The organism is Candidatus Lernaella stagnicola (genome assembly GCA_030765525.1).
Taxonomy (GTDB): Bacteria; Lernaellota; Lernaellaia; order Lernaellales; family Lernaellaceae; genus Lernaella; species Lernaella stagnicola.
This window is the reverse complement of sequence record JAVCCK010000038.1, coordinates 249141-267390: the sequence shown is the minus strand read 5'-3', so window position 1 is coordinate 267390 and position 18250 is coordinate 249141. Positions and strand designations below refer to the sequence as shown.

At 61.2% G+C, this 18250-nt stretch carries 17 protein-coding genes; all 17 read left to right on the top strand.

Features of this window, described 5'->3' with window-relative positions:
• Positions 1-41: 41 nt before the first annotated feature.
• The 17 genes from P9L99_18205 (at position 42) to P9L99_18125 (ending at position 18250) form a co-directional block, all read left to right on the top strand.
• Complete coding sequence (locus P9L99_18205) at positions 42-1907, top strand: hypothetical protein (protein ID MDP8225300.1); 1866 nt, start codon at positions 42-44, stop codon at positions 1905-1907.
• A gap of 235 nt (positions 1908-2142) precedes the next feature.
• Positions 2143-2874 (top strand): hypothetical protein, encoded by a 732-nt coding sequence (locus tag P9L99_18200; protein MDP8225299.1) that lies wholly within the window; start codon positions 2143-2145, stop codon positions 2872-2874.
• Between the two features lie 71 nt (positions 2875-2945).
• Entirely contained in the window at positions 2946-3662 is a 717-nt protein-coding gene (gene pyrH / locus P9L99_18195; protein ID MDP8225298.1) for a UMP kinase, read from the top strand.
• Between the two features lie 3 nt (positions 3663-3665).
• Positions 3666-4223: a ribosome recycling factor gene (frr, locus tag P9L99_18190; GenBank protein ID MDP8225297.1), complete on the top strand. Its 558-nt coding sequence runs from the start codon at positions 3666-3668 to the stop codon at positions 4221-4223.
• A gap of 4 nt (positions 4224-4227) precedes the next feature.
• Entirely contained in the window at positions 4228-5010 is a 783-nt protein-coding gene (locus tag P9L99_18185; protein ID MDP8225296.1) for an isoprenyl transferase, read from the top strand.
• Positions 5007-5843: a phosphatidate cytidylyltransferase gene (locus P9L99_18180; protein ID MDP8225295.1), complete on the top strand. Its 837-nt coding sequence runs from the start codon at positions 5007-5009 to the stop codon at positions 5841-5843. Before P9L99_18185 ends, P9L99_18180 begins: the two co-directional genes overlap by 4 nt.
• Complete coding sequence (locus P9L99_18175) at positions 5840-7009, top strand: 1-deoxy-D-xylulose-5-phosphate reductoisomerase (GenBank protein ID MDP8225294.1); 1170 nt, start codon at positions 5840-5842, stop codon at positions 7007-7009. The genes P9L99_18180 and P9L99_18175 overlap by 4 nt, the downstream gene beginning before the upstream one ends.
• Before the next feature lie 4 nt (positions 7010-7013).
• The gene (gene rseP, locus P9L99_18170) at positions 7014-8684 is read left to right on the top strand and encodes an RIP metalloprotease RseP (protein MDP8225293.1); all 1671 of its coding nucleotides are present in this window, start codon (positions 7014-7016) and stop codon (positions 8682-8684) included.
• Entirely contained in the window at positions 8681-9367 is a 687-nt protein-coding gene (gene tsaB, locus P9L99_18165; GenBank protein MDP8225292.1) for a tRNA (adenosine(37)-N6)-threonylcarbamoyltransferase complex dimerization subunit type 1 TsaB, read from the top strand. The genes rseP and tsaB overlap by 4 nt, the downstream gene beginning before the upstream one ends.
• A gap of 7 nt (positions 9368-9374) precedes the next feature.
• Entirely contained in the window at positions 9375-9596 is a 222-nt protein-coding gene (locus P9L99_18160) for a YdcH family protein (GenBank protein MDP8225291.1), read from the top strand.
• A gap of 43 nt (positions 9597-9639) precedes the next feature.
• A complete protein-coding gene (locus P9L99_18155) occupies positions 9640-10299 on the top strand; it encodes a phosphatidylserine decarboxylase family protein (GenBank protein ID MDP8225290.1) in 660 nt (219 codons plus the stop codon).
• Positions 10286-11194, top strand: coding sequence for a CDP-diacylglycerol--serine O-phosphatidyltransferase (gene pssA / locus P9L99_18150; GenBank protein ID MDP8225289.1), 909 nt, complete (start codon positions 10286-10288; stop codon positions 11192-11194). Before P9L99_18155 ends, pssA begins: the two co-directional genes overlap by 14 nt.
• A gap of 48 nt (positions 11195-11242) precedes the next feature.
• Positions 11243-12262, top strand: a complete 1020-nt coding sequence (locus P9L99_18145; GenBank protein MDP8225288.1) for an aspartate-semialdehyde dehydrogenase — start codon at positions 11243-11245, stop codon at positions 12260-12262.
• A gap of 9 nt (positions 12263-12271) precedes the next feature.
• Positions 12272-13321, top strand: coding sequence for an SGNH/GDSL hydrolase family protein (locus P9L99_18140; protein ID MDP8225287.1), 1050 nt, complete (start codon positions 12272-12274; stop codon positions 13319-13321).
• 156 nt (positions 13322-13477) lie between these two features.
• A complete protein-coding gene (locus P9L99_18135) occupies positions 13478-15184 on the top strand; it encodes a hypothetical protein (GenBank protein MDP8225286.1) in 1707 nt (568 codons plus the stop codon).
• A gap of 82 nt (positions 15185-15266) precedes the next feature.
• Positions 15267-16886, top strand: a complete 1620-nt coding sequence (locus P9L99_18130; GenBank protein MDP8225285.1) for a hypothetical protein — start codon at positions 15267-15269, stop codon at positions 16884-16886.
• Positions 16883-18250, top strand: a complete 1368-nt coding sequence (locus tag P9L99_18125; GenBank protein MDP8225284.1) for a hypothetical protein — start codon at positions 16883-16885, stop codon at positions 18248-18250. Before P9L99_18130 ends, P9L99_18125 begins: the two co-directional genes overlap by 4 nt.

Below are 18250 nucleotides of genomic sequence, written 5' to 3'. Positions count from 1 at the left end.
GTCGCTTGCGCCGACGAAGCCCGCTCTGGCATGATCCGCCCATGCAAAAGTGGAGCGTCGTTATTGCAATCGGCCTGCTGGCCGCGTGGGCTGCCGCAGCCGGACCGCCCTTCGATTTGGTTGCCGGACACGGCCTGAGCACCGATCCGCCCGCCCGTGGGGTCGGCTTCCGCGTGGTCCAGGCGGGGGAAACCAAACTCCATGTCGAGCCGTTGGACGGTTCCCGTGCCAGGCTCGTGTTTCCCGACGGCAACGAAGAAATCGTCACACTGCCCGCGGTCGGTCCGCTGCGCGAAGAACCAAGAAAACCGGTCGCGCCGCCGCCCCTGCGATTCGTGTCCGAGGATTTTACCACCTTCCTCGACGCGGTTTCCCTTCTTTTGGCGCCGGCCGCCGCCCGTCTCGAGAAACCCTGGAACTGGACCGTACGCGTGCGGGCTGCCACGGCCGTCGGGCGGGTCGGGCGCGCCCACGTTACCGGTTCGCTCGTGCATCATCATTTCCCCGATATGAAAATCGACAATCGTCTGCAGGCGTTGATCGATCACGACCCCTTCCCCCCGTTGGCCCACGGCGACGCGGTGTTCGACGTGTCCCTGTCGGTACTTCCGCGACCGTATCCCGTGTTGTCGGTTTGGATCAGCCGTCCTTACTACGAAGATGAGGGCTGCGGCGAAACGCCCCTCACCGCCGGTCGCCTGTTTCAACGGCCGCTGCAACTACCGCCACGGGTGGCTGACGCGGTCGCGGCGCGCGAGGTCGTCGATTCGTATCGCCGACAACAACTGGCTGCCCGCCGGGAACTGGTTGCCTGGCTCGACGCCGAGAATACGCCACCGCTCTACGGTCATTGGCGCGTTGACAGCGAACCCGCGTGGCAGTTGACCTGTCGCGCGCTTGCCGATGCGCCTGCGGGGCAAAGCGAAGCGCTGCTCTACCTCGGGGCGCTTACTCTGGCACACCAGCGCCGCCTCGATCAGGCCGGGCGTTGGCTTGAGCGGGCCATCGCAACCGGGGAGGACCCGCAAACCGTCGCCGCGGCGAAACTGCTGCTCGCGCAATGGCGGCACGAAGCGCTTTGGCCGAGCAACGACCCCGCCTCGACCGCCGCCGCCGACCATGACCGCGGCCGGCTGTGGCGCAAGGCGCAAATCCTGGCCGGGTCCGTCATCAACGCGCAGGGAGAACTTGACGTCGCGCTGTTGCGGGGCGAACCCTGGTCCCGCGATCCGGAAACGCCGCTGGTGCTGTTTGACGCCGCCATGCACTTGCTCAACCGCGACCGAAGTGGCGCCGCGGCCGCTTGTTTCGCCCTGCTGGTGAACGATTACGGCGATTCGCCGCTCGCTTTGGAGGCCCTGTGGGGGCAACTGAACGCCTTGCGTCGCGCCGGGCGGGACGATCACGCCGTGGCTCTTGCGATGCAATGGGCGAAAAAGCCGCTGTCACGAAGCGCGAAGCCCGTCGATTCGCCGCCGTGGCTGCGGCTGGTGGAACATCGACTTCGCGACGATTGGGGGCAGTCGCTGCGACTCTCTCGTTTCGCGCGGGATACGGCGTTGGACGCGTATCTGCGGGACGGCGGCGCGGAGCGTCTCGATCAGGCGAGGGCCAGTGCCGAGTTCGTGACCGGCCGCGACGGTGCGTTCGGCGCCAATGCCGCGGATTGGCTCGCGCTGGGCGATTTGCGGAAATTAGCCGACGACGTCGCCGGGACGCGGGCCGCCTATCGCCATGCCGCGCAGATCGCCGCGCGCGATGACTTGCGAACCCGCGCCCTGTGCCGCTTAGCCGATACCTTCGCCCCAAGCGCTCGTCGTGTTGCTTCGCGGTTGGCCGGTGATTCTAAATGGGGAGGATTATTAGCGCCGATTACCCCCGAACAATGCGAAAAAAACGAACCTTGAGTGAAAACGCCCCTTGTCAATAGTGATAGTGTGGTAAGATGAAATCGCGAGCTGGAAGGTAGCGACGCGTTCCTGCAACCTGGAATACGACAGCAGAATCCACAACACAGATACCAGGTGTCCCAACAGGTATGCGCAGCTAGGCATTGGGAGGTGCCATCGGCGTGTGCGTATCGGCGCGTCGGCTTCGGCAGCAACTAGGTCAAGTGGGACCAAGCGATTGGGGGAGGCGATCATGGAACACCTTGTTGTGGTTAAATATCTCAACGGGTACGTCGTGCGCGGGCGGACGTTGGACATCGGCAATCGGCTGGTTTTCCACGTTTTCACCACCGATAAAAAGAAGCTGGAAGTAAAAGTTTCCGACTTGAAGGCGGTGTTTTTCGTCAAATCTCCCGATGATGACGAGAAAAAGGACTACGATCTCCCCGACGGCAACCTGGCCGGAATTAAGCTCGTCGTGCAATTTTTCGACGGTGAGGAAATCGTCGGCACATCCTTCGACTACTCGCTAAAGAAAAGCCACTTTTTCCTCTTTCCTACCGACGCGGACGACAACAACCGCCGTATCCTCGTTAATCGCAAAGCGGCACGGTTCATTTCTCGGATTACGAGCGAGGACGCCGGTCGTTCCGGCGAGGACGATATCACTTTCCGGAAGCGTTTCGAGCGCGAGGTGTATCGGTACTTGTACAGTCTCGCACAGCAATTCGCGGACCTGCGCCTACCGATCGACAACACCTTGGTGATCAACAATCATCTGGCGTTCAAGAAGGAATTCGGCCATCAGGTTAAAGAGTATCGCGTCCGTTTCGGTGACGATGTCTGGCTTGAATTTCTCGCACGAAAAATGCAGGAAATCGAATTCGATATGGGTGACCGTGCGCTCATACCGTTGACGAAGATCGTCGGCTTGTCCCGCGAGCAGGCCGAGGAGTTGCTCGCCACTCCGCTGAGCCCGGCATAAACCCGCACCTTGCCCCCGCTGGGCCGCTCCGGTAAAGTTCGCACGTTCCACTCATGAACGGAGCGCTTTCAATGAGCGAACCCAAATACAAACGTATTGTCTTGAAATTGTCCGGCGAAGCCCTAATGGGCAAGGCCAAATACGGCATCGATGAAGACCATCTTCTTGATATCGCCAAGGAAATAGCCGAAGCCCACCGCACCGGCACACAGATCGGCATTGTGCTGGGCGCCGGCAATATCTTTCGCGGCGTCAAGGGCGCCAGCAAAGGCATGGACCGTGCGAGCGCCGATTATATGGGCATGCTCGCCACGGTGATGAACGCGCTGGCCATGCAGCATGCCTTGGAAAACGTCGGCTGCCCCACCCGCGTGATGAGCGCCTTGCCTATGCAGGCGATTGCCGAACCCTTCATCCGGCAGCGCGCGATCCATCACTTGGATCAACACTACGTCGTGATTTTCTCCGCCGGCACTGGACTACCCTTTTTCACCACCGACACCGCCGCCGCGTTGCGCGCCGCCGAAATCGGCGCCCAGGTTCTCATGAAAGCCACGAAAGTGGAGGGGGTTTACGACAAAGACCCCGCCGTGCACGACGACGCCAAGTTATATGAAGAATTGAGTTACGCCGATATGATGGCCAAGAATCTGCGCGTAATGGATTTGACGGCGGTCAGCCTCTGCCGCGACAATTCCATCCCGATTCTGGTATACAATATGCTGCGCCCGGGCAATATTCTCAAAGCCGTCAAGGGCGAGGCTGTGGGAACTATTATCAAGGAGTGAGCTGTGATTGACGACGTATTCGACGCCTGTCGGGAAGGCATGGAAAAAACCATCAAGAACCTCGGGCGTGAATTGGCCAAGATTCGTACCGGCCGCGCGAACCCGGCCATTATTGATGGCATCCGCGTGGACTACTACGGCACGCCGACGCCGCTGAGCCAAATGGCCACTATCAGCGTGCCGGAAAGTCGTTTGATCGTGATCGCTCCCTGGGAGCAACCCAAGTGCAACGAAATCGCCAAAGCGATTCAATCCGCCGATTTGGGACTCAACCCCCAAACCGACGGTAAGGTCGTGCGTATCGCCTTTCCACCGCTGACCGAAGACCGCCGCAAGGAGTTGGTGCGAGTCGTCAAGAAAATGGGTGAGGACCACAAAATCGCCGTCCGCAAGGAACGTCGCGATGCCAACGAAATGATCAAGGAAGCTCAAAAAGACGGCGATGTTTCTGAAGATGACGCCCATCGCGGCACTGACCGAGTGCATAAGCTCCACGAGGATTTCATCGAGAAGATCGATGAAATGGTCGCCAAGCGAGAAAAGGAAGTGATGGAGATCTAGACGAATGTCGGAGGGGTCGTCGGCGAGCGTGCTGGACCGCCTGGACTCGAGCAGCTTACCAAGGCATATCGCCGTCATCATGGACGGCAACGGGCGCTGGGCTAAGCGGCGCGGCTTCGTTCGCACCAAAGGCCACGCCCAGGGCGTCGAGACGGTGCGCATGATCATCAAAGCCTGCCGCCGCCTCGACATCCCTTATTTGACCTTGTACGCGTTTTCGCTTGAGAACTGGAACCGGCCGCGCCCGGAAGTTGAAGCTTTGATGGGCCTGCTGCGCGGCGTGCTGCGCACGGAAGTCGATAAGCTCATTAAAAACGACGTGCGGCTCAAGGCCATTGGCCGCCGGGATCAGTTGACGCCCGACCTGCGCGAAGGCATCGCCGACGCCGAGCAACGCTCCGGCTCGTGCCGCTCGTTGCAGGTAAACGTGGCGTTGTCGTATTCCGGTCGCGACGAAATCGTGCGCGCCGCCGCGGCGTTGGCCCGCCGGGTGCAAAACGGCGAACTCGACCCGGCTCAAATCGATGAAGCGTTGTTCGCGGCAAGCCTCGATACGGCCGGGATACCGGATCCGGACTTGCTGATTCGCACCAGCGGCGAGTTGCGCCTGTCGAATTACTTGTTGTGGCAACTGGCGTACGCCGAAATCTACGTGACCGACGTGATGTGGCCGGATTTCGACGAAGCGGAATTGACCCGCGCCCTGGAAACATTCGGACGCCGGCAACGACGTTTTGGCAAAACCGGCGAGCAAATCGGCGTCGGTGCCGATAAGGATAAGGCATGAAAGCGAAAAAAGTTCTCGTGGCGCTCGTTCTGCTTCCGGCCTTTGTATGGCTGATCGGTTGGGCGCCGTGGTGGGCGCTGATGGCGGTCTTGCTCGCGCTCGGAGCGGGCGTGGGCGGCTGGGAAAGCGCTCGGCTCGCGTTCGGCGAACAAGACCTCACGTTTCGCGTGTTGGCCACCGGACTTTCGGTCGGCTGCGCCTACGCGGCGGCTACCGGCAGCGACGAAATGGTTGGTATGGCCGTGGTGCTTACAACGCTGATCGCGCTGGGCGTCGCCGGCTTGGCCTCGACAAAACAGGAAAACGCCGTAAGCCGAGCCGCCAAACTCGTGTTCGTCGCCATCTATCCCGGCTTGCTGGTCGGCTACATCGCCGCGTTACGCGTTTACCAGGATATTTTCTACGGCGAGAAGCTCGTGATCATCCTATTCCTGATCCCCTGGATCAACGACGCCGGGGCCTTTTTCGTCGGCAGCGCCCTCGGCAAGCGCAAGATGGCGCCGCGCATCAGCCCCAACAAGACGTGGGAAGGCGCGATGGGCGGTTTTGCGGCCAGTTTGCTGGCGGGTTTGGGCGTGGGCATCTGGTCCTCGCACCTGAGTGTCGGCGCGGGTCTGCTGATCGGCGGGGTGCTCGGCGTGGTCGGCCCGCTGGGTGACTTAGTCGAATCGGCGATCAAGCGAGGTGCCGAGGTCAAAGACTCGGGGCAGTTTCTACCCGGCCACGGCGGCGTGCTCGACCGCATCGACAGCGTCATCGTCTGTGCGCCGGTGCTTTATTACTTCATCGTCGAATGGCACTTTTTTGAATTGATGAAAACGATTGGTCCATGAAGAAAACGATTTCCATTCTCGGAAGCACCGGCAGCATCGGCACTTCCACACTTGAGGTCGTCGCGGCGCATTCCGAGCGTTTCGACGTGGCGGCGCTGGCCGCCGGCGACAACGTGGAATTGCTCGCGCAGCAGGTCCGCCGTTTTCGACCCGAGCTGGTCAGTATGCGTACCGAGGCCGGCGCGGAAAAATTGCGCGCGCTATTGAACGAAAGCGACACCGAGATTGTCTTCGGTGAAGAGGGTATCGGTCGCGTTGCCGAACACCCGGCCGCCGAACTGGTCGTGGCCGCGGTCGTCGGTGCCGCCGGGTTGCTGCCGACGTGGCGCGCGATCCAAGCGGGCAAGGATATCGCCCTGGCCAACAAGGAAACCCTGGTGATGGCCGGCCCCTTGGTGTTGGCGGCAGTGAAGAAAAACGGCTGCCGCCTGCTGCCGGTGGATTCGGAGCACGCGGCGATTATGCAGTCGATCCTCGGGCACCGGCACGGCGATATTCGGCGGGTCGTGCTCACCGCGAGCGGCGGGCCTTTTCGGGACTGGCCCCGGCAGCGTATCGCCGCCGCGACCTCAGCCGACGCCCTGGCGCACCCGACGTGGCAAATGGGTCGCAAAATCACGATCGATTCGGCCACGCTGATGAACAAAGGGCTGGAAGTGATCGAAGCGTGCTTTTTATTCGACGTGCCGCCGGAAAAGGTGGACGTGGTCGTACATACCGAATCGATCGTGCACAGCATGGTCGAATTTCAAGACGGACAAGTCGTCGCGCAGCTCGGAGTGCCCGATATGAAAGGCCCCATCGCCTACGCGCTGAGCTACCCCGAGCGGCTCCCCGACGTCATGGAACATCTCGATTTGGTCAGCGCCGGCCCCTTGAATTTCTACGGTGTGGACCGCGAAAAGTTCCCTTGTCTGGACCTGGCGTTTCGGGCGCTGGCGCTCAGCGAATTGTCACCTGCGGCGCTCAACGCCGCCAACGAAGAGGCCGTTCACGCCTTTTTGGAGGGAAAAATCGGCTTCTATGACATCTCGCAAATTATCGCGGAAGTGCTTACACTAGTTCCAGAAGGGAAGGCGGAAAATTTGGATTGTGTTATCCGGACCGATCGCAGCGCCCGTCAGGCGGCGCGTGAAATGATCGCACGACTGGCTCAGGGGGATTAGCGCTGTGATTTCTTCCGTGTTGATTTCCGTTGGATCCTTTGTGGTCCTGCTTTCCATTGTCGTCATTTTCCACGAGTACGGACATTATAAGACCGGCCGCTTGCTCGGCATCGGTGTGGAGCGTTTCGCCATCGGTTTCGGACCGGCGTTGTTCAAGTGGACGCGCGACGGCATCGAATTCCGCGTCAACGCCATTCCGGTGGGCGGATACGTAAAATTCGTCGGCGACGAGCCCGATAAACCCGTTCCCGAGGAAATGCGCGATCGCGCTTTCAACACTGCGCCCATCTACAAGCGCATGCTGACGGTCATCGCGGGGCCGGCCATGAACCTGGTTCTCGCGTTTCTGATTTTCTGCGCGATTTTTGTCATCGGCTACCCCGCCGCCGCCTCGCTCATCGCCGACGTCGGGTTAGGCAGCGTGGCCGAGCAAGCCGGCTTGAAACCCGGCGACCACGTCACGGCCATTAACGGCGACGCGATCCGCACGTGGCAGGAATTGTCGGTGAAGATCTCCAAAAACCCCGACGTGCCGCTCACGGTGACCGTCGACCGCGAGGGCCAATCGCTCGACCTGACCGTCACCCCCGAGCGCGAAGTCGGGCCGCATCACTTGTTCCTGTTCGAGACCGAGCGCGGCGTGATCGGCATCTCCCCCTTGGGATTTCGACCCCTCGTGGGCGTTGCCGATGCCGAGTCGGCCGCGTATCAGGCGGGGCTGCGCACCGGCGATTATGTCTTGACCATCAATGGGCGCGAGGTGCGGTACCTCGTCGAGCTTAAGGAGTTGTTGGGCGGCGCCGGCAGCGGGTCGATTACTCTGGGCGTGTCGCGCGGCGAGGAAAACATCGTACAGGAAAAGCCGCCGCTAACCCACACGATCAACCTACCGGCGCCCGAAAGCGGGGCGTGGACCATGTCCAGCCTCGGCATCGATACCGGCGAGCTCTACATATATCAGGTGCAGGAAGACAGCCCCGCGGCCGCAGCCGACCTGCAAAGGGGCGACAAACTCGTGTCCGTTGACGGCGAGGCGATCGAATCCTGGGGCCAATTCACCCAGTTTGTGCGCGACAATCCCGGCCGTCCCATTCACGTCGGCGTCATGCGCGACGGCCGCGCTGTGAACGTGACCGCCACGCCTAAGCGTATCGAACAACTTGATATCCTGGGCCAGAAAGAGGTCTTCGGGCAGATCGGCGTACAGCGTCTGGTCAGCCTCACGCCCGTGGTCAAAGATGTCGAACGTTATTGGAACCCCCTGACGATCCTCAGCCGCGGCTTCGGCGAATCGTGGATCTGGACCGTGCGCATCGTGCAGGGCATCTACTACATCGTCGTGGGTAAAGTGCCCGCCACGAGCATCGGCGGCCCCATCGCCATCGCGCGCCTGGCGGGTGAATCGGCGCGCATGGGGCTGATTCAGTTTCTCTTTTTCATGGCGATCATCAGCGTCAATCTGGCGTTTATCAATCTGCTGCCGATCCCCATTTTCGACGGCGGGCACGTGCTGCTGTTCGGTATTGAGGGCATTCGCGGCAAGCCGCTGAGTGAACGGGCGATGGCTGTGGCGCTGCGCATCGGCATAGCCTTCCTGGCCGCCCTGTTTCTACTGGTGTTCTTCAATGATTTCCGGTGGCTGTTTTTCCAAATCAAGGAACACTTGATCCTATGAAAATTCTCGCCCTCGACACCAGCACTCGCGCCGGATCGGTGGCGTTGCTGGAAGGCGAACAACTCGTTTCGTCCTACGCGCTTGACGTCACCGCCACGCACTCCGAGCGTTTGCTGCCGGCCGTCGATCGCTGCCTGACCGACGCCGGCTGGCGTCTGGCCGATGTCGAACTAATCGCCTGCGCCAAGGGCCCCGGCAGCTTCACCGGCCTGCGGATCGGCCTGGCGACCGCCAAAGGTGTCGCCTTGGCCACCGGCACGCCGCTGGTGGGAGTCAACAGCCTGGAAGCCTCCGCATTGGGTTTCGCTTTCGGCACGACACCGATATGTCCGATGATCGACGCGCGCAAGCGCCAGGTGTTTGCCGCCTTGTTTGCACCCGACGGACACGGGCAGTGGAGTCGCCTCGCCGAGGATTGTTCGGTGAACGCCGCCGAGTACGCGGCGCAAATCGAGGGTCCGTGTCTGTTTGTCGGCGGGGGCGCCACGTTGTTTGAAGAATCGATTCGCGCCGCCAAACCCGATGCGGTAATTGTTCCTCCGACCTTGACCTATACCCGCGCGGCGGGCGTCGGCTGGTTGGGGGGCAAGGCGTACGCGCGCGGAGAAGAGGGCCTCGTTGCCCATTACGTGCGTCTTTCCGACGCCGAGATGAACCCGAAATTCGCCAAACAGGAGGCCTGACAACGGTATGGTGGATCTCGAAGTCAAAACAATGGCCATGAGCAATCCGGAACTGCGCCGCCAGCTGGAAGAACACGAAGAGTTGAATCGGCAGGTGGACGCCTTGAACCGGCGGCGTGTGCGCACTCCGCAAGAGGAAATGGAGCGCACGCGCTTGTCGAAACAAAAACTGGCGAGCAAAGACCGCATCGCCGGAATGGTTGCCCGACTTCGCAAGAACGTCGGGTAGCACTGCGTCAACGAAGCAACTAACGCGGAGCACAACGAAACAAATGCGCCGACAAGATCCTTATATTGTTCGCGAAGGATGGCCCTTCATCGCCGTGGCCGCCCTCATTCTTCTCGTTTTTATCGTCTTTCACCTGCCGTTATGGATCACCATTCCCTGGCTATTGGTGTTTGTGTGGGTGGTAGCATTTTTTCGGAACCCGCCCCGCACGCCGCCGGTCGAAAAGGATGCGATCATCTGTCCCGCCGACGGCGAAGTCGTGTCCGTGGCTGAAATCGACGACGAGCGCTACGACCACGGCCGCTGCCGGCGCGTTTGCATCTTCATGAGTCCGTTCAACGTGCACGTGAACCGTGCGCCGGTATCGGGTAAGGTGATCAAAAAAGAGACTCATCATGGCAAGTTTTTGATTGCGTCGGCCGAAAAGGCGTCGCTGGATAACGAGCAGTGCGCCCTGACGATCCAGATGCCCGGCGGCCGACTTGTCACCGTCGTGCAAATCGCCGGTATGGTGGCGCGACGCATCGTCACTTATCCGAACGTCGGCGACACCGTGGAACGCGCCGAACGCTTCGGACTGATTCGCTTCGGCAGTCGCGTGGACCTCTATTTGCCACTGGAGGCGGAAATCGACGTCGTGGTGGGCGACCATGTGAAGGGCGCGGCCACATGTATCGGGAGACTTAGCGATGGCGAGCAATAACGATCAGGAACAACACGGCATCCTGCCCGAGTTGGAAGTCGCCGACGATTGCGCCGAGGATGACGACGGCCAACCCTGCGACGACGATTCGGGCCGCGAAGGACCACGCCGCGGTTTCTACCTGCTGCCCAACACCATGACCGCCGCGAGCTTGATGCTCGGCTTTTACAGCATCAGCATGTCCTTCGGTGCGTTTATCTTCCCCCGGGAAGACACCAACTATTTCATCGCCGCGGCTTGGGCGATTTTCGTCGCGGGAATCTTCGACGGCCTCGATGGGCGGATTGCCCGACTCACGCGCACGACCAGCCCCTTCGGCATGCAGTTCGACTCGCTGTCCGACTTGATCAGCTTCGGCCTCGCGCCGGCGTTTCTCGTTTACAACTTCGCCCTGCGCTGGGGTTGGGGCGACCACCGCGGCACCGGCCTGGGCTGGGTGATCGCCTTTATCTACGTGGCTTGCGGTGCGATGCGCCTGGCGCGCTTCAACGTCACCACCGAAAAGCTGCCCAAGGGAGTATTCCAAGGGCTTTCGATTCCGGCCGCGGCCGGTACCTTGGCGTTTTCGGTTCTGATGTGCGTCGAAATGGAATGCACCACACTGGAAGGCAAGGCGTTGTGGTTTTTCCCCTTCATGATCCTCACCTTGGCGGTGTCGATGTTGATGGTCAGCACGTTTTATTTCCCGAATTTCAAATCGGTGGCGATCCACCGCCGACACCCCTTCGGCACCTTCTTGTTTGTCGTTGTTCTTCTGACCGTCACGTTCGCCAAGCCCGTGCAGACGCTCTTTATGGCGGCCGTCCTCTACGCGCTATCCGGCCCGTTCTTCTACTTGTTTTACTATCGCCGGCACGGTGTTTATCCTTATGCTAAGGCTCCGGACGCATCATAAGGTCGCCGATCAGAACGTGAACAAAACCCAGCGAAGGGAACATGAAAAATGAAAAAGGACCGGTATAACGTGGCAGTGGTCGGTGCGACCGGCCTGGTCGGCGGACAAATCCTCGAGATACTCGCCGAACGCAACTTTCCGGTTGGTGAAGTGCGACTGCTGGCCAGTGAGCGCAGCGCCGGTAAACGAGTGGATTTCGGCGGCGAAGAATTACCCGTCCAAATCCTCACCGAAGACAGCTTCGCCGATATCGACATCGCGCTCTTCTCCGCCGGCGCCGCCATCAGCCTGAAATTCGCTCCTGCGGCGGCGGCCGCCGGGGCGGTCGTGGTCGATAACACTTCCGCGTTCCGCTACGAGGACGACGTCCCGCTCGTCGTGCCGGAGGTTAACCCCGACGCGGTCGACGGCTATACGGCTCGGCGTATCGTCGCCAATCCGAATTGCAGCACGATTCAAATGCTCGTCGCACTCAAGCCCTTGCACGACAAAGCGAAAATCAAACGCGTGGTCGTGGCCACCTACCAGTCGGTTTCCGGCGCGGGCATGGACGCGATAGATGAACTGGCCAACCAATCGATCAGCCTATTCAATGCGAAGCCGATCACGGCGGAAGTATTCCCCCATCAAATCGCTTTCAATTGCCTGCCGCAAATCGACGTGTTCATGGAGGGCGGCTACAGCAAAGAAGAAATGAAGATGATCTGGGAGACGCACAAGATCCTCGATCCGACGATCCAGGTTTCCCCCACGGCTGTCCGCGTGCCGACCTTCGCCTGTCACGCCGAAGCGGTGAACGTTGAGTTCGAAAACCCGCTTTCGCCCGACGAGGCCCGCGCCTTGCTGGCCGATTTCCCCGGCGTCGTGGTGCTTGACGACCCGGCCAAGGGCGTCTACCCGCTCGGCAGCGAATGCGTCGGCCACGACGAAGTGTTTGTCGGCCGGATCCGCGTCGACCCGAGCCTACCCCACGGGCTGAACATGTGGATCGTTTCGGACAACCTGCGCAAAGGCGCGGCCACCAACACGGTGCAGATCGCCGAACTGTTGGTGGCGCGGCACCTGTAAGGCGGCGCGGTGAGCGGGCGCGGGCGCATGCGGCTTGGCAAGCGCCTGGCCTTTGCCTTGCTTACGATACTGCTCCTACTTCCCCTGACCGAACTTGGCCTGCGACTGTTTAACGTCACCGTCGACAGCGGCGGCCCGGTGTTCGTCGATCGAGTGCTTTATCAAAGCCTCGGCGGCAAGGACGCGGAGTGGGACGAGTACATCACGCTGGGCGCCAAGGTGTATCCGCTGACGCCGCAGAATTACAACATCGCGCGATCTCCGGGTTCGAAGCCGGCGGGTGTCACGCGCATCGTGGCGTTAGGCGATAGCTCGACGATCGGCGACCAGGTCCAGCCGCACCAGGCGTACCCGCAAGTGCTTGGACGCACGTTGCCGGGTTGTTTTCCGGACGCGAACATCGAAGTGTGGAATCTGGGTCGGCACGGCTATACCAGCTACCAAGGGCGCCTGCTGGTCGAGCAGTTGTGGGAAACCCTGCAGCCCGACGTGCTCATCTTTTACTTCGGTGCCAACGACGCCAGCCCGGCGCCGATTCGTTCGGACAAGGAGTGGTCGCAGGTACCTGCGTGGTCGCTGTCGCTCCACCGCAAACTGTACGTCAACAGCCGGCTCTATCGCTTGCTGCGCAACGTGAACGTTTCGTACATGCGCAGCCGCGTGCAGCACGTCTTCCGGGAAGGCCCGTTGCCGATGAACCCGCACTGCCGCGTGTCCGAAGCGGACTTCCGACAAAACCGCGACGCGCTGAAGGCCCGCGTCGAAGCAAGTGGCGGAAGCTTCATTCAGATATCCTCCGCCGGGCTGACCGGCGAGAAGATCGTCCCCGGCCCGTTCTTTTTGGAGTGGCAACCCGGCCCGCGCGACATCGATCTTCAAGCCTTGTTTAGCGCGGAGCGCCAAGCGGGCCGCAACCCCTTGGCGGATACCGTTCATCCCAACGCCCACGGCCACCGCTTGCTGGCCCGCGAGATCGCCGCGCGACTCGCCGCGATGTGGGGCGCCGAAAACTGCCCGGCCCGCGCGTTCATGGAAGACGGCGACGGCCGGTCCGGTTGACACGACGCTCGCGCTCCCGCTTACTATCCCGCTATGATGACCGCGCCGGAAACCACGACCAAAGCACCAGCCGCACGAGTGTGGAAAGCGTGGCACGTTTTTTTACTCGCACTCGTGTTGGTGTTGATATTCGGGCGATTTTACCGGGCGTCACGCGTGCCGGTCGACGACGCCTTCATCACCTTCCGCTTTGCCGAGAATTTCGTGAACGGCCATGGCTTGGGCTTCAACCCCGGCGAAAAGGTGGAGGGCTACACGAGCTTCGCCTGGCTGGTAGTGAACGCGCCGCTGACCTTGCTGGGCAAGGTGCCGGTACAAATCTGGGCGGTATTGCTGGGCATCTTGGCGTGGGCGGGCGTGGTGGCCCTAACGTGGCGGCAGGTGCGGCGCGTGCGCGGCGACCGGCCGCTTGGTTTTTCCGAATGGCTGCTGATTCTCTATCTGGCGCTGTGCACGCCCGGTGTGATGTGGGCCAACTCGGGTATGGAAACCGCCCCGTTCGCCTTGGCCTGGATCGCGGCGTGGACCCTGCACTTGCGCGAGCACGAACGAAACAGCCTGCCGTGGGCCTCGGCGTTGGTCACGTTCGCCGCGGGACTGCTGCACCCGGAAGGCGTGCTGATCGGCCTCGTGCTGGGCGTGAGTTGGTTGATCCCGTGGCGCAAAGACCGCGTCGTTCGCGCGTTGATGTACGGCGGTCTCGCGGGCGGATTGTTCGCGACCTATTGGCTGCTGCGCTGGTTGTATTTCGGTTACGCGATGCCCAACACGTATTACGCGAAAGTCGGCGGCGGCGGGGCGCTGATGGTTTCCGGCCTGACTTATCTCTGGCGTTCGTCGATTTCGATGCTCACGCCCCTGGCACTGGTTGGCTGCATCCTTTGGCGCGTCAAAACCTGGCGGCAATGGCCGCGCTGGCTGACGACCGCGCTGGGCCTGCTGGGCGTGCTGTTGATCTACATCGTGCGCGTCGGCGGTGATTATTTCGCATTCCAGCGCTTTCTGCTGCCGGGTTTTCCGTTCTTCGCGTTGGGTATTTGGTACTTCGCGGTCGGGCGGCGCGATCCGGAACAGCAACCGACCCCGCGCGGGCGGCCGGTACTTAAAGCCGCGGCGGTCGCGGTCGGGCTCGCCGTTTGGGCGAATATGATTCCGATGGGCCACATGCTGCAACATCGCCTCCTGCAGCAGGCGATGAGTGACTACATCGCCGCCGGTAAAGCGCTTCGCGGCAGTATCCCAGAAGATGCGACCGTGGCGACGATTCCCATAGGCGCGTTCGGATTTTACTCCGGTAAGCGGATTCTGGATCTGGTCGGGTTGACCGATGTTCACCTAGCGCACTTGGAAATTGCGACAGGTCGCCGCGTCGTCGGGCATGAAAAGTACGACTACGGCTACGTGTTCGAACAGCGCCCGGAAATCATCATGCAACTTCCGGCCTTGTTCGCGCGCGGCGAAGCCGGCGTGCGGGAGTGGCTGCGAAAGACGACGCTTAATGCGCAGCAATACACGATTTACAGCTACGTCGAGCTAAAGGAACAGTACGAACTGTGCTGGCACGCCGTACAAAAACCCGCGAAAATTCGACGCCGCGAGCAAACCGGCCGCCTCGGCGTTTACGCGTATGTGCGCAAGGATTTGTTGGGGCGAGCCGCATACCGCCACTGGAAACGATTGCCCGAGCCGCAAGCGAAGTTTCCTTTCAAGAATTGGCAGGAAACCGTGCGCGCGAACGTGGAATACTTTGGTGACCGGCGCATCGGCATGTGGAAATTCGCCCACGAACCGATCAGCGAGCCGCCGCCGGAGAAGCCCGTTCAGGTCTGGCCGCCGCCGGCCGACGCGGCCGCCACGCCGTAGAACGCCGTCGCACTCGCCTTGCATGCGCGACCGGCACTCATTAAGCTGGCTGCGGCTACATGCTCCGAAGGGGAGTTGACCGATGCACATTCCATCGTTCCATCCAAAACGCCGCGAGCGTTTGCTGCGCATTCTGCTTGCTGTTTTCCTGCTCCTAGCCGTGCTGGCCGCACCGGCCTGCGATGAGGAAGAGGAAGAGCCGACCGCCGACGAATGGGTCGAGCGCGGCAAAGAGAAACTCAGCGACGGCGACGGCGCCGGAGCCTACATCGCTTTTCAAGAAGCCTTGGACGTCGAAGAAGGCAACATGGAAGCCCGCTACGGTGTCATCCTGGCCGACGTGCTGCAGTTCGTCGACACCGTCGGCCTCCTGCAAGAGTTGATCAACACGCCGACCACCTCCGAGTTCCCGCCCGACGTCGCCGCGCAGGTATGCGAGCGCATCGACGAATGCGGATTGCTCGACGCGCTGCGCATTTCCTTCGCTGAATGCGTCGAAGGCGGCAGCGCCTTGGTCGGCGAAGATACCATCGCCTGCATTCTCGACGCTCCCGATTGCGACGTGATGACCGACCGTTGCCTCGGTCTGTTGCTGCCGCCCAGCCGGGAACAATGCTCCGCCGCGTGCGTGGAGTTCGCCTCCTGCGGTTACTACCTGGACACCACGTGGCAGGTCGCGGACTGCGTCGCCGAATGCGAGAACCTCTACCTGGGTTTGGAACTCGACTGCTTCGTCACCCTCGATGGTTGCGGCGAGGCGCGCGACACATGCTTCGCTTTCTTCGGCGAAACGCTCTCGCTGTTGGTGGAGGAGTTCTGGCTGCCGATCGGCGAGGAAATGGGCTTCAACGTTTCCGAAGTCCGTCAACATGAGGGTTTTCGCTTCGAGCACGATTCCTACACCGTGACGTTGATCGATCCCTTCCTGAAGCCGGTGTTTTCCGGCGTGCACGATGTGAGCGACGTGTATTTCTTCGCCTCGATCTACGCGGCGATGGACGGGCTTTTCTCGGCGGCGCTCGCCCTCGACCTGGACCTCAATCCGCTGATTCTCGCCGAGCTGGGTTTGGACGAACTGGGCACGCAACTCGGGCTCTTCTCGCTGGATAAGGAAGGCGATCAGGACGCCGCCGCCATCTTGGCGCAACTGGACAATCTGCTTAATCGCGTCTTGGGCGATCCGGTGTATTCACGCTTCCTGCGTCTGCGTGGGGCAGAAGGCGACGCATACATGCGGTGGGCCGGGGCCCAGCTCGGTTGGGTGTTCGGCTACCTGGCGCAGATGATCGAGTCCGTCGCCGCGGAAACCGACGATCAATCCGACGACGTCATTCGCTACGTCGACCAAAACGCCGACGGCGTGTGGAATGATCCGGAACCGTTGATTGTGCCGGGCGTGGCCGAACTGGACTACGAATTGGCCTGGATACTCCACGATCTCTTCCTGGCGCTGAAAGTTGATTTCACCGACGGTTACCCGTTCCGCTTCGAGCAACTCGTGCCCTTGTTCGACTACCTCGATTGGTCGGAACTCTCATTTATCATCAAGGTGTTGGACGCTTCCGGCGTCGACTCGATCGACCTGGGACAAGCGTTTCGCGAGCCCGACCCCGACGGCTTGCGCCCCTTGCTCGTCCAACTGCAAACCCTCCTGCAAACCTCGCAACAGGCCTTGAAGGAGAGGGAGAACATCGAACCTTGAAGCGCATCATTCTTTCGGCCGTTCTGATCGTCGTGCTCGTGGCGGCAAGCGCGTGTAGCCTGGAAAAGCCCGGCGTCGAAATGCAGGCCTACCAGCCGGTTTCCATCCCCAATACCTTTGACGTTGCCGCGGCGCAACGACTCGACGACGGTGTCACGCGCGCCGGCGTTAAGGTGGTGGACATCACGCCTTACGACCGCCGCGCCTGGATCGCCGGCTTCGAGCCAATGCGCAAAAGCCGCGGCGTGCTCGACCCGGTGACGGCCCGGATCCTCTACTTCCACGACGGCCGCAATGCCGTGGTCCTGATTTCCATCGACTGCGTCGGCATGATGAACGCCGATGTGCGCCGGTTACGCGCTTTGATCACGAAGAACTTCCCCCATCGCGTGCATGTGATCGCCACCCACAACCATGAAGGACCCGACACCATGGGGTTCTGGGGGCCGGGCCTGCTCACCCCCGTGCGGAGCGGCGTGGATACCGATTGGCTGGATAAGACGTTTCAAGATATCGCGCTGGGCGTTGACGAAGCGATTCGCGGCGCCGTACCGGTTCGCATCGCGACGGGCACGACCGAGATCGACCCTCAATGGTCCAGCAACATCTGGTTCCCGCACCCCACGGGGCCGATCGACCGCCGCATGAGCGTGTTGCGTGTGGAAAAAATCGACGGTACGCCGCTGGCCACCGTGGCCAATTTCGCCTGCCACGCCGAAACGCTGCTGTCGAACAAGAAAATAAGCGCCGATTTCCCCGGACGCTTCTACAAGTACTGCGAACAAAACGGCGGCGGCGTGGGCATTTTCTATAACGGCGCCTTGGGCGGGATGATCTCGCCGCGCATCGCCCGTTTCGACGACCGTAAAAAATTCCCTAAACCCGAACAGAAAATCGCCTGGATGGACGACATGGGCCGCGCCTTGGCTGACGCCGCGCTGCGCGCCGTGGTCGACCGCCCGCGTCACGCCGGGGTTCCGATCGACGTGCGAACCGTCGATGTCCCCCTGCGCATTCGGAACGCGCGTTTTGTCGGCATGTTCCGCTGCCGGATTATTTCTTCCGACCCCGAGCGTGTCCAAGGGCAAAACTACATCACCGAAGTGACGGCCGTGCGCATCGGCGGCGCCCATTTCGCTCTGATTCCCGGCGAACCCTTCCCGGAGCTGGGCCGCAAATTCAAAGCGGCCATGCCCTATGCGGAAGTGCCCTTTGTCGTCGGCCTGGCGAACGACGAACTCGGGTATATCATGATGCCCCATCAGTGGACGGACCCCACGTACAGCTACGAAACCACGATGAGCACCGGTCGGTATACGGGCCGGATTATCTTTGACGCGTTCACGGAGTTGCTGGAAAATTAG

Coding starts and splice junctions, on each gene's coding strand:
- P9L99_18205 (MDP8225300.1), top strand. CDS start 42: ATGCAAAAGTGGAGCGTCGTTATTGCAATCGGCCTGCTGGCCGCGTGG.
- P9L99_18200 (MDP8225299.1), top strand. CDS start 2,143: ATGGAACACCTTGTTGTGGTTAAATATCTCAACGGGTACGTCGTGCGC.
- pyrH (MDP8225298.1), top strand. CDS start 2,946: ATGAGCGAACCCAAATACAAACGTATTGTCTTGAAATTGTCCGGCGAA.
- P9L99_18185 (MDP8225296.1), top strand. CDS start 4,228: ATGTCGGAGGGGTCGTCGGCGAGCGTGCTGGACCGCCTGGACTCGAGC.
- P9L99_18180 (MDP8225295.1), top strand. CDS start 5,007: ATGAAAGCGAAAAAAGTTCTCGTGGCGCTCGTTCTGCTTCCGGCCTTT.
- P9L99_18175 (MDP8225294.1), top strand. CDS start 5,840: ATGAAGAAAACGATTTCCATTCTCGGAAGCACCGGCAGCATCGGCACT.
- tsaB (MDP8225292.1), top strand. CDS start 8,681: ATGAAAATTCTCGCCCTCGACACCAGCACTCGCGCCGGATCGGTGGCG.
- P9L99_18160 (MDP8225291.1), top strand. CDS start 9,375: ATGGTGGATCTCGAAGTCAAAACAATGGCCATGAGCAATCCGGAACTG.
- P9L99_18155 (MDP8225290.1), top strand. CDS start 9,640: ATGCGCCGACAAGATCCTTATATTGTTCGCGAAGGATGGCCCTTCATC.
- pssA (MDP8225289.1), top strand. CDS start 10,286: ATGGCGAGCAATAACGATCAGGAACAACACGGCATCCTGCCCGAGTTG.
- P9L99_18145 (MDP8225288.1), top strand. CDS start 11,243: ATGAAAAAGGACCGGTATAACGTGGCAGTGGTCGGTGCGACCGGCCTG.
- P9L99_18130 (MDP8225285.1), top strand. CDS start 15,267: ATGCACATTCCATCGTTCCATCCAAAACGCCGCGAGCGTTTGCTGCGC.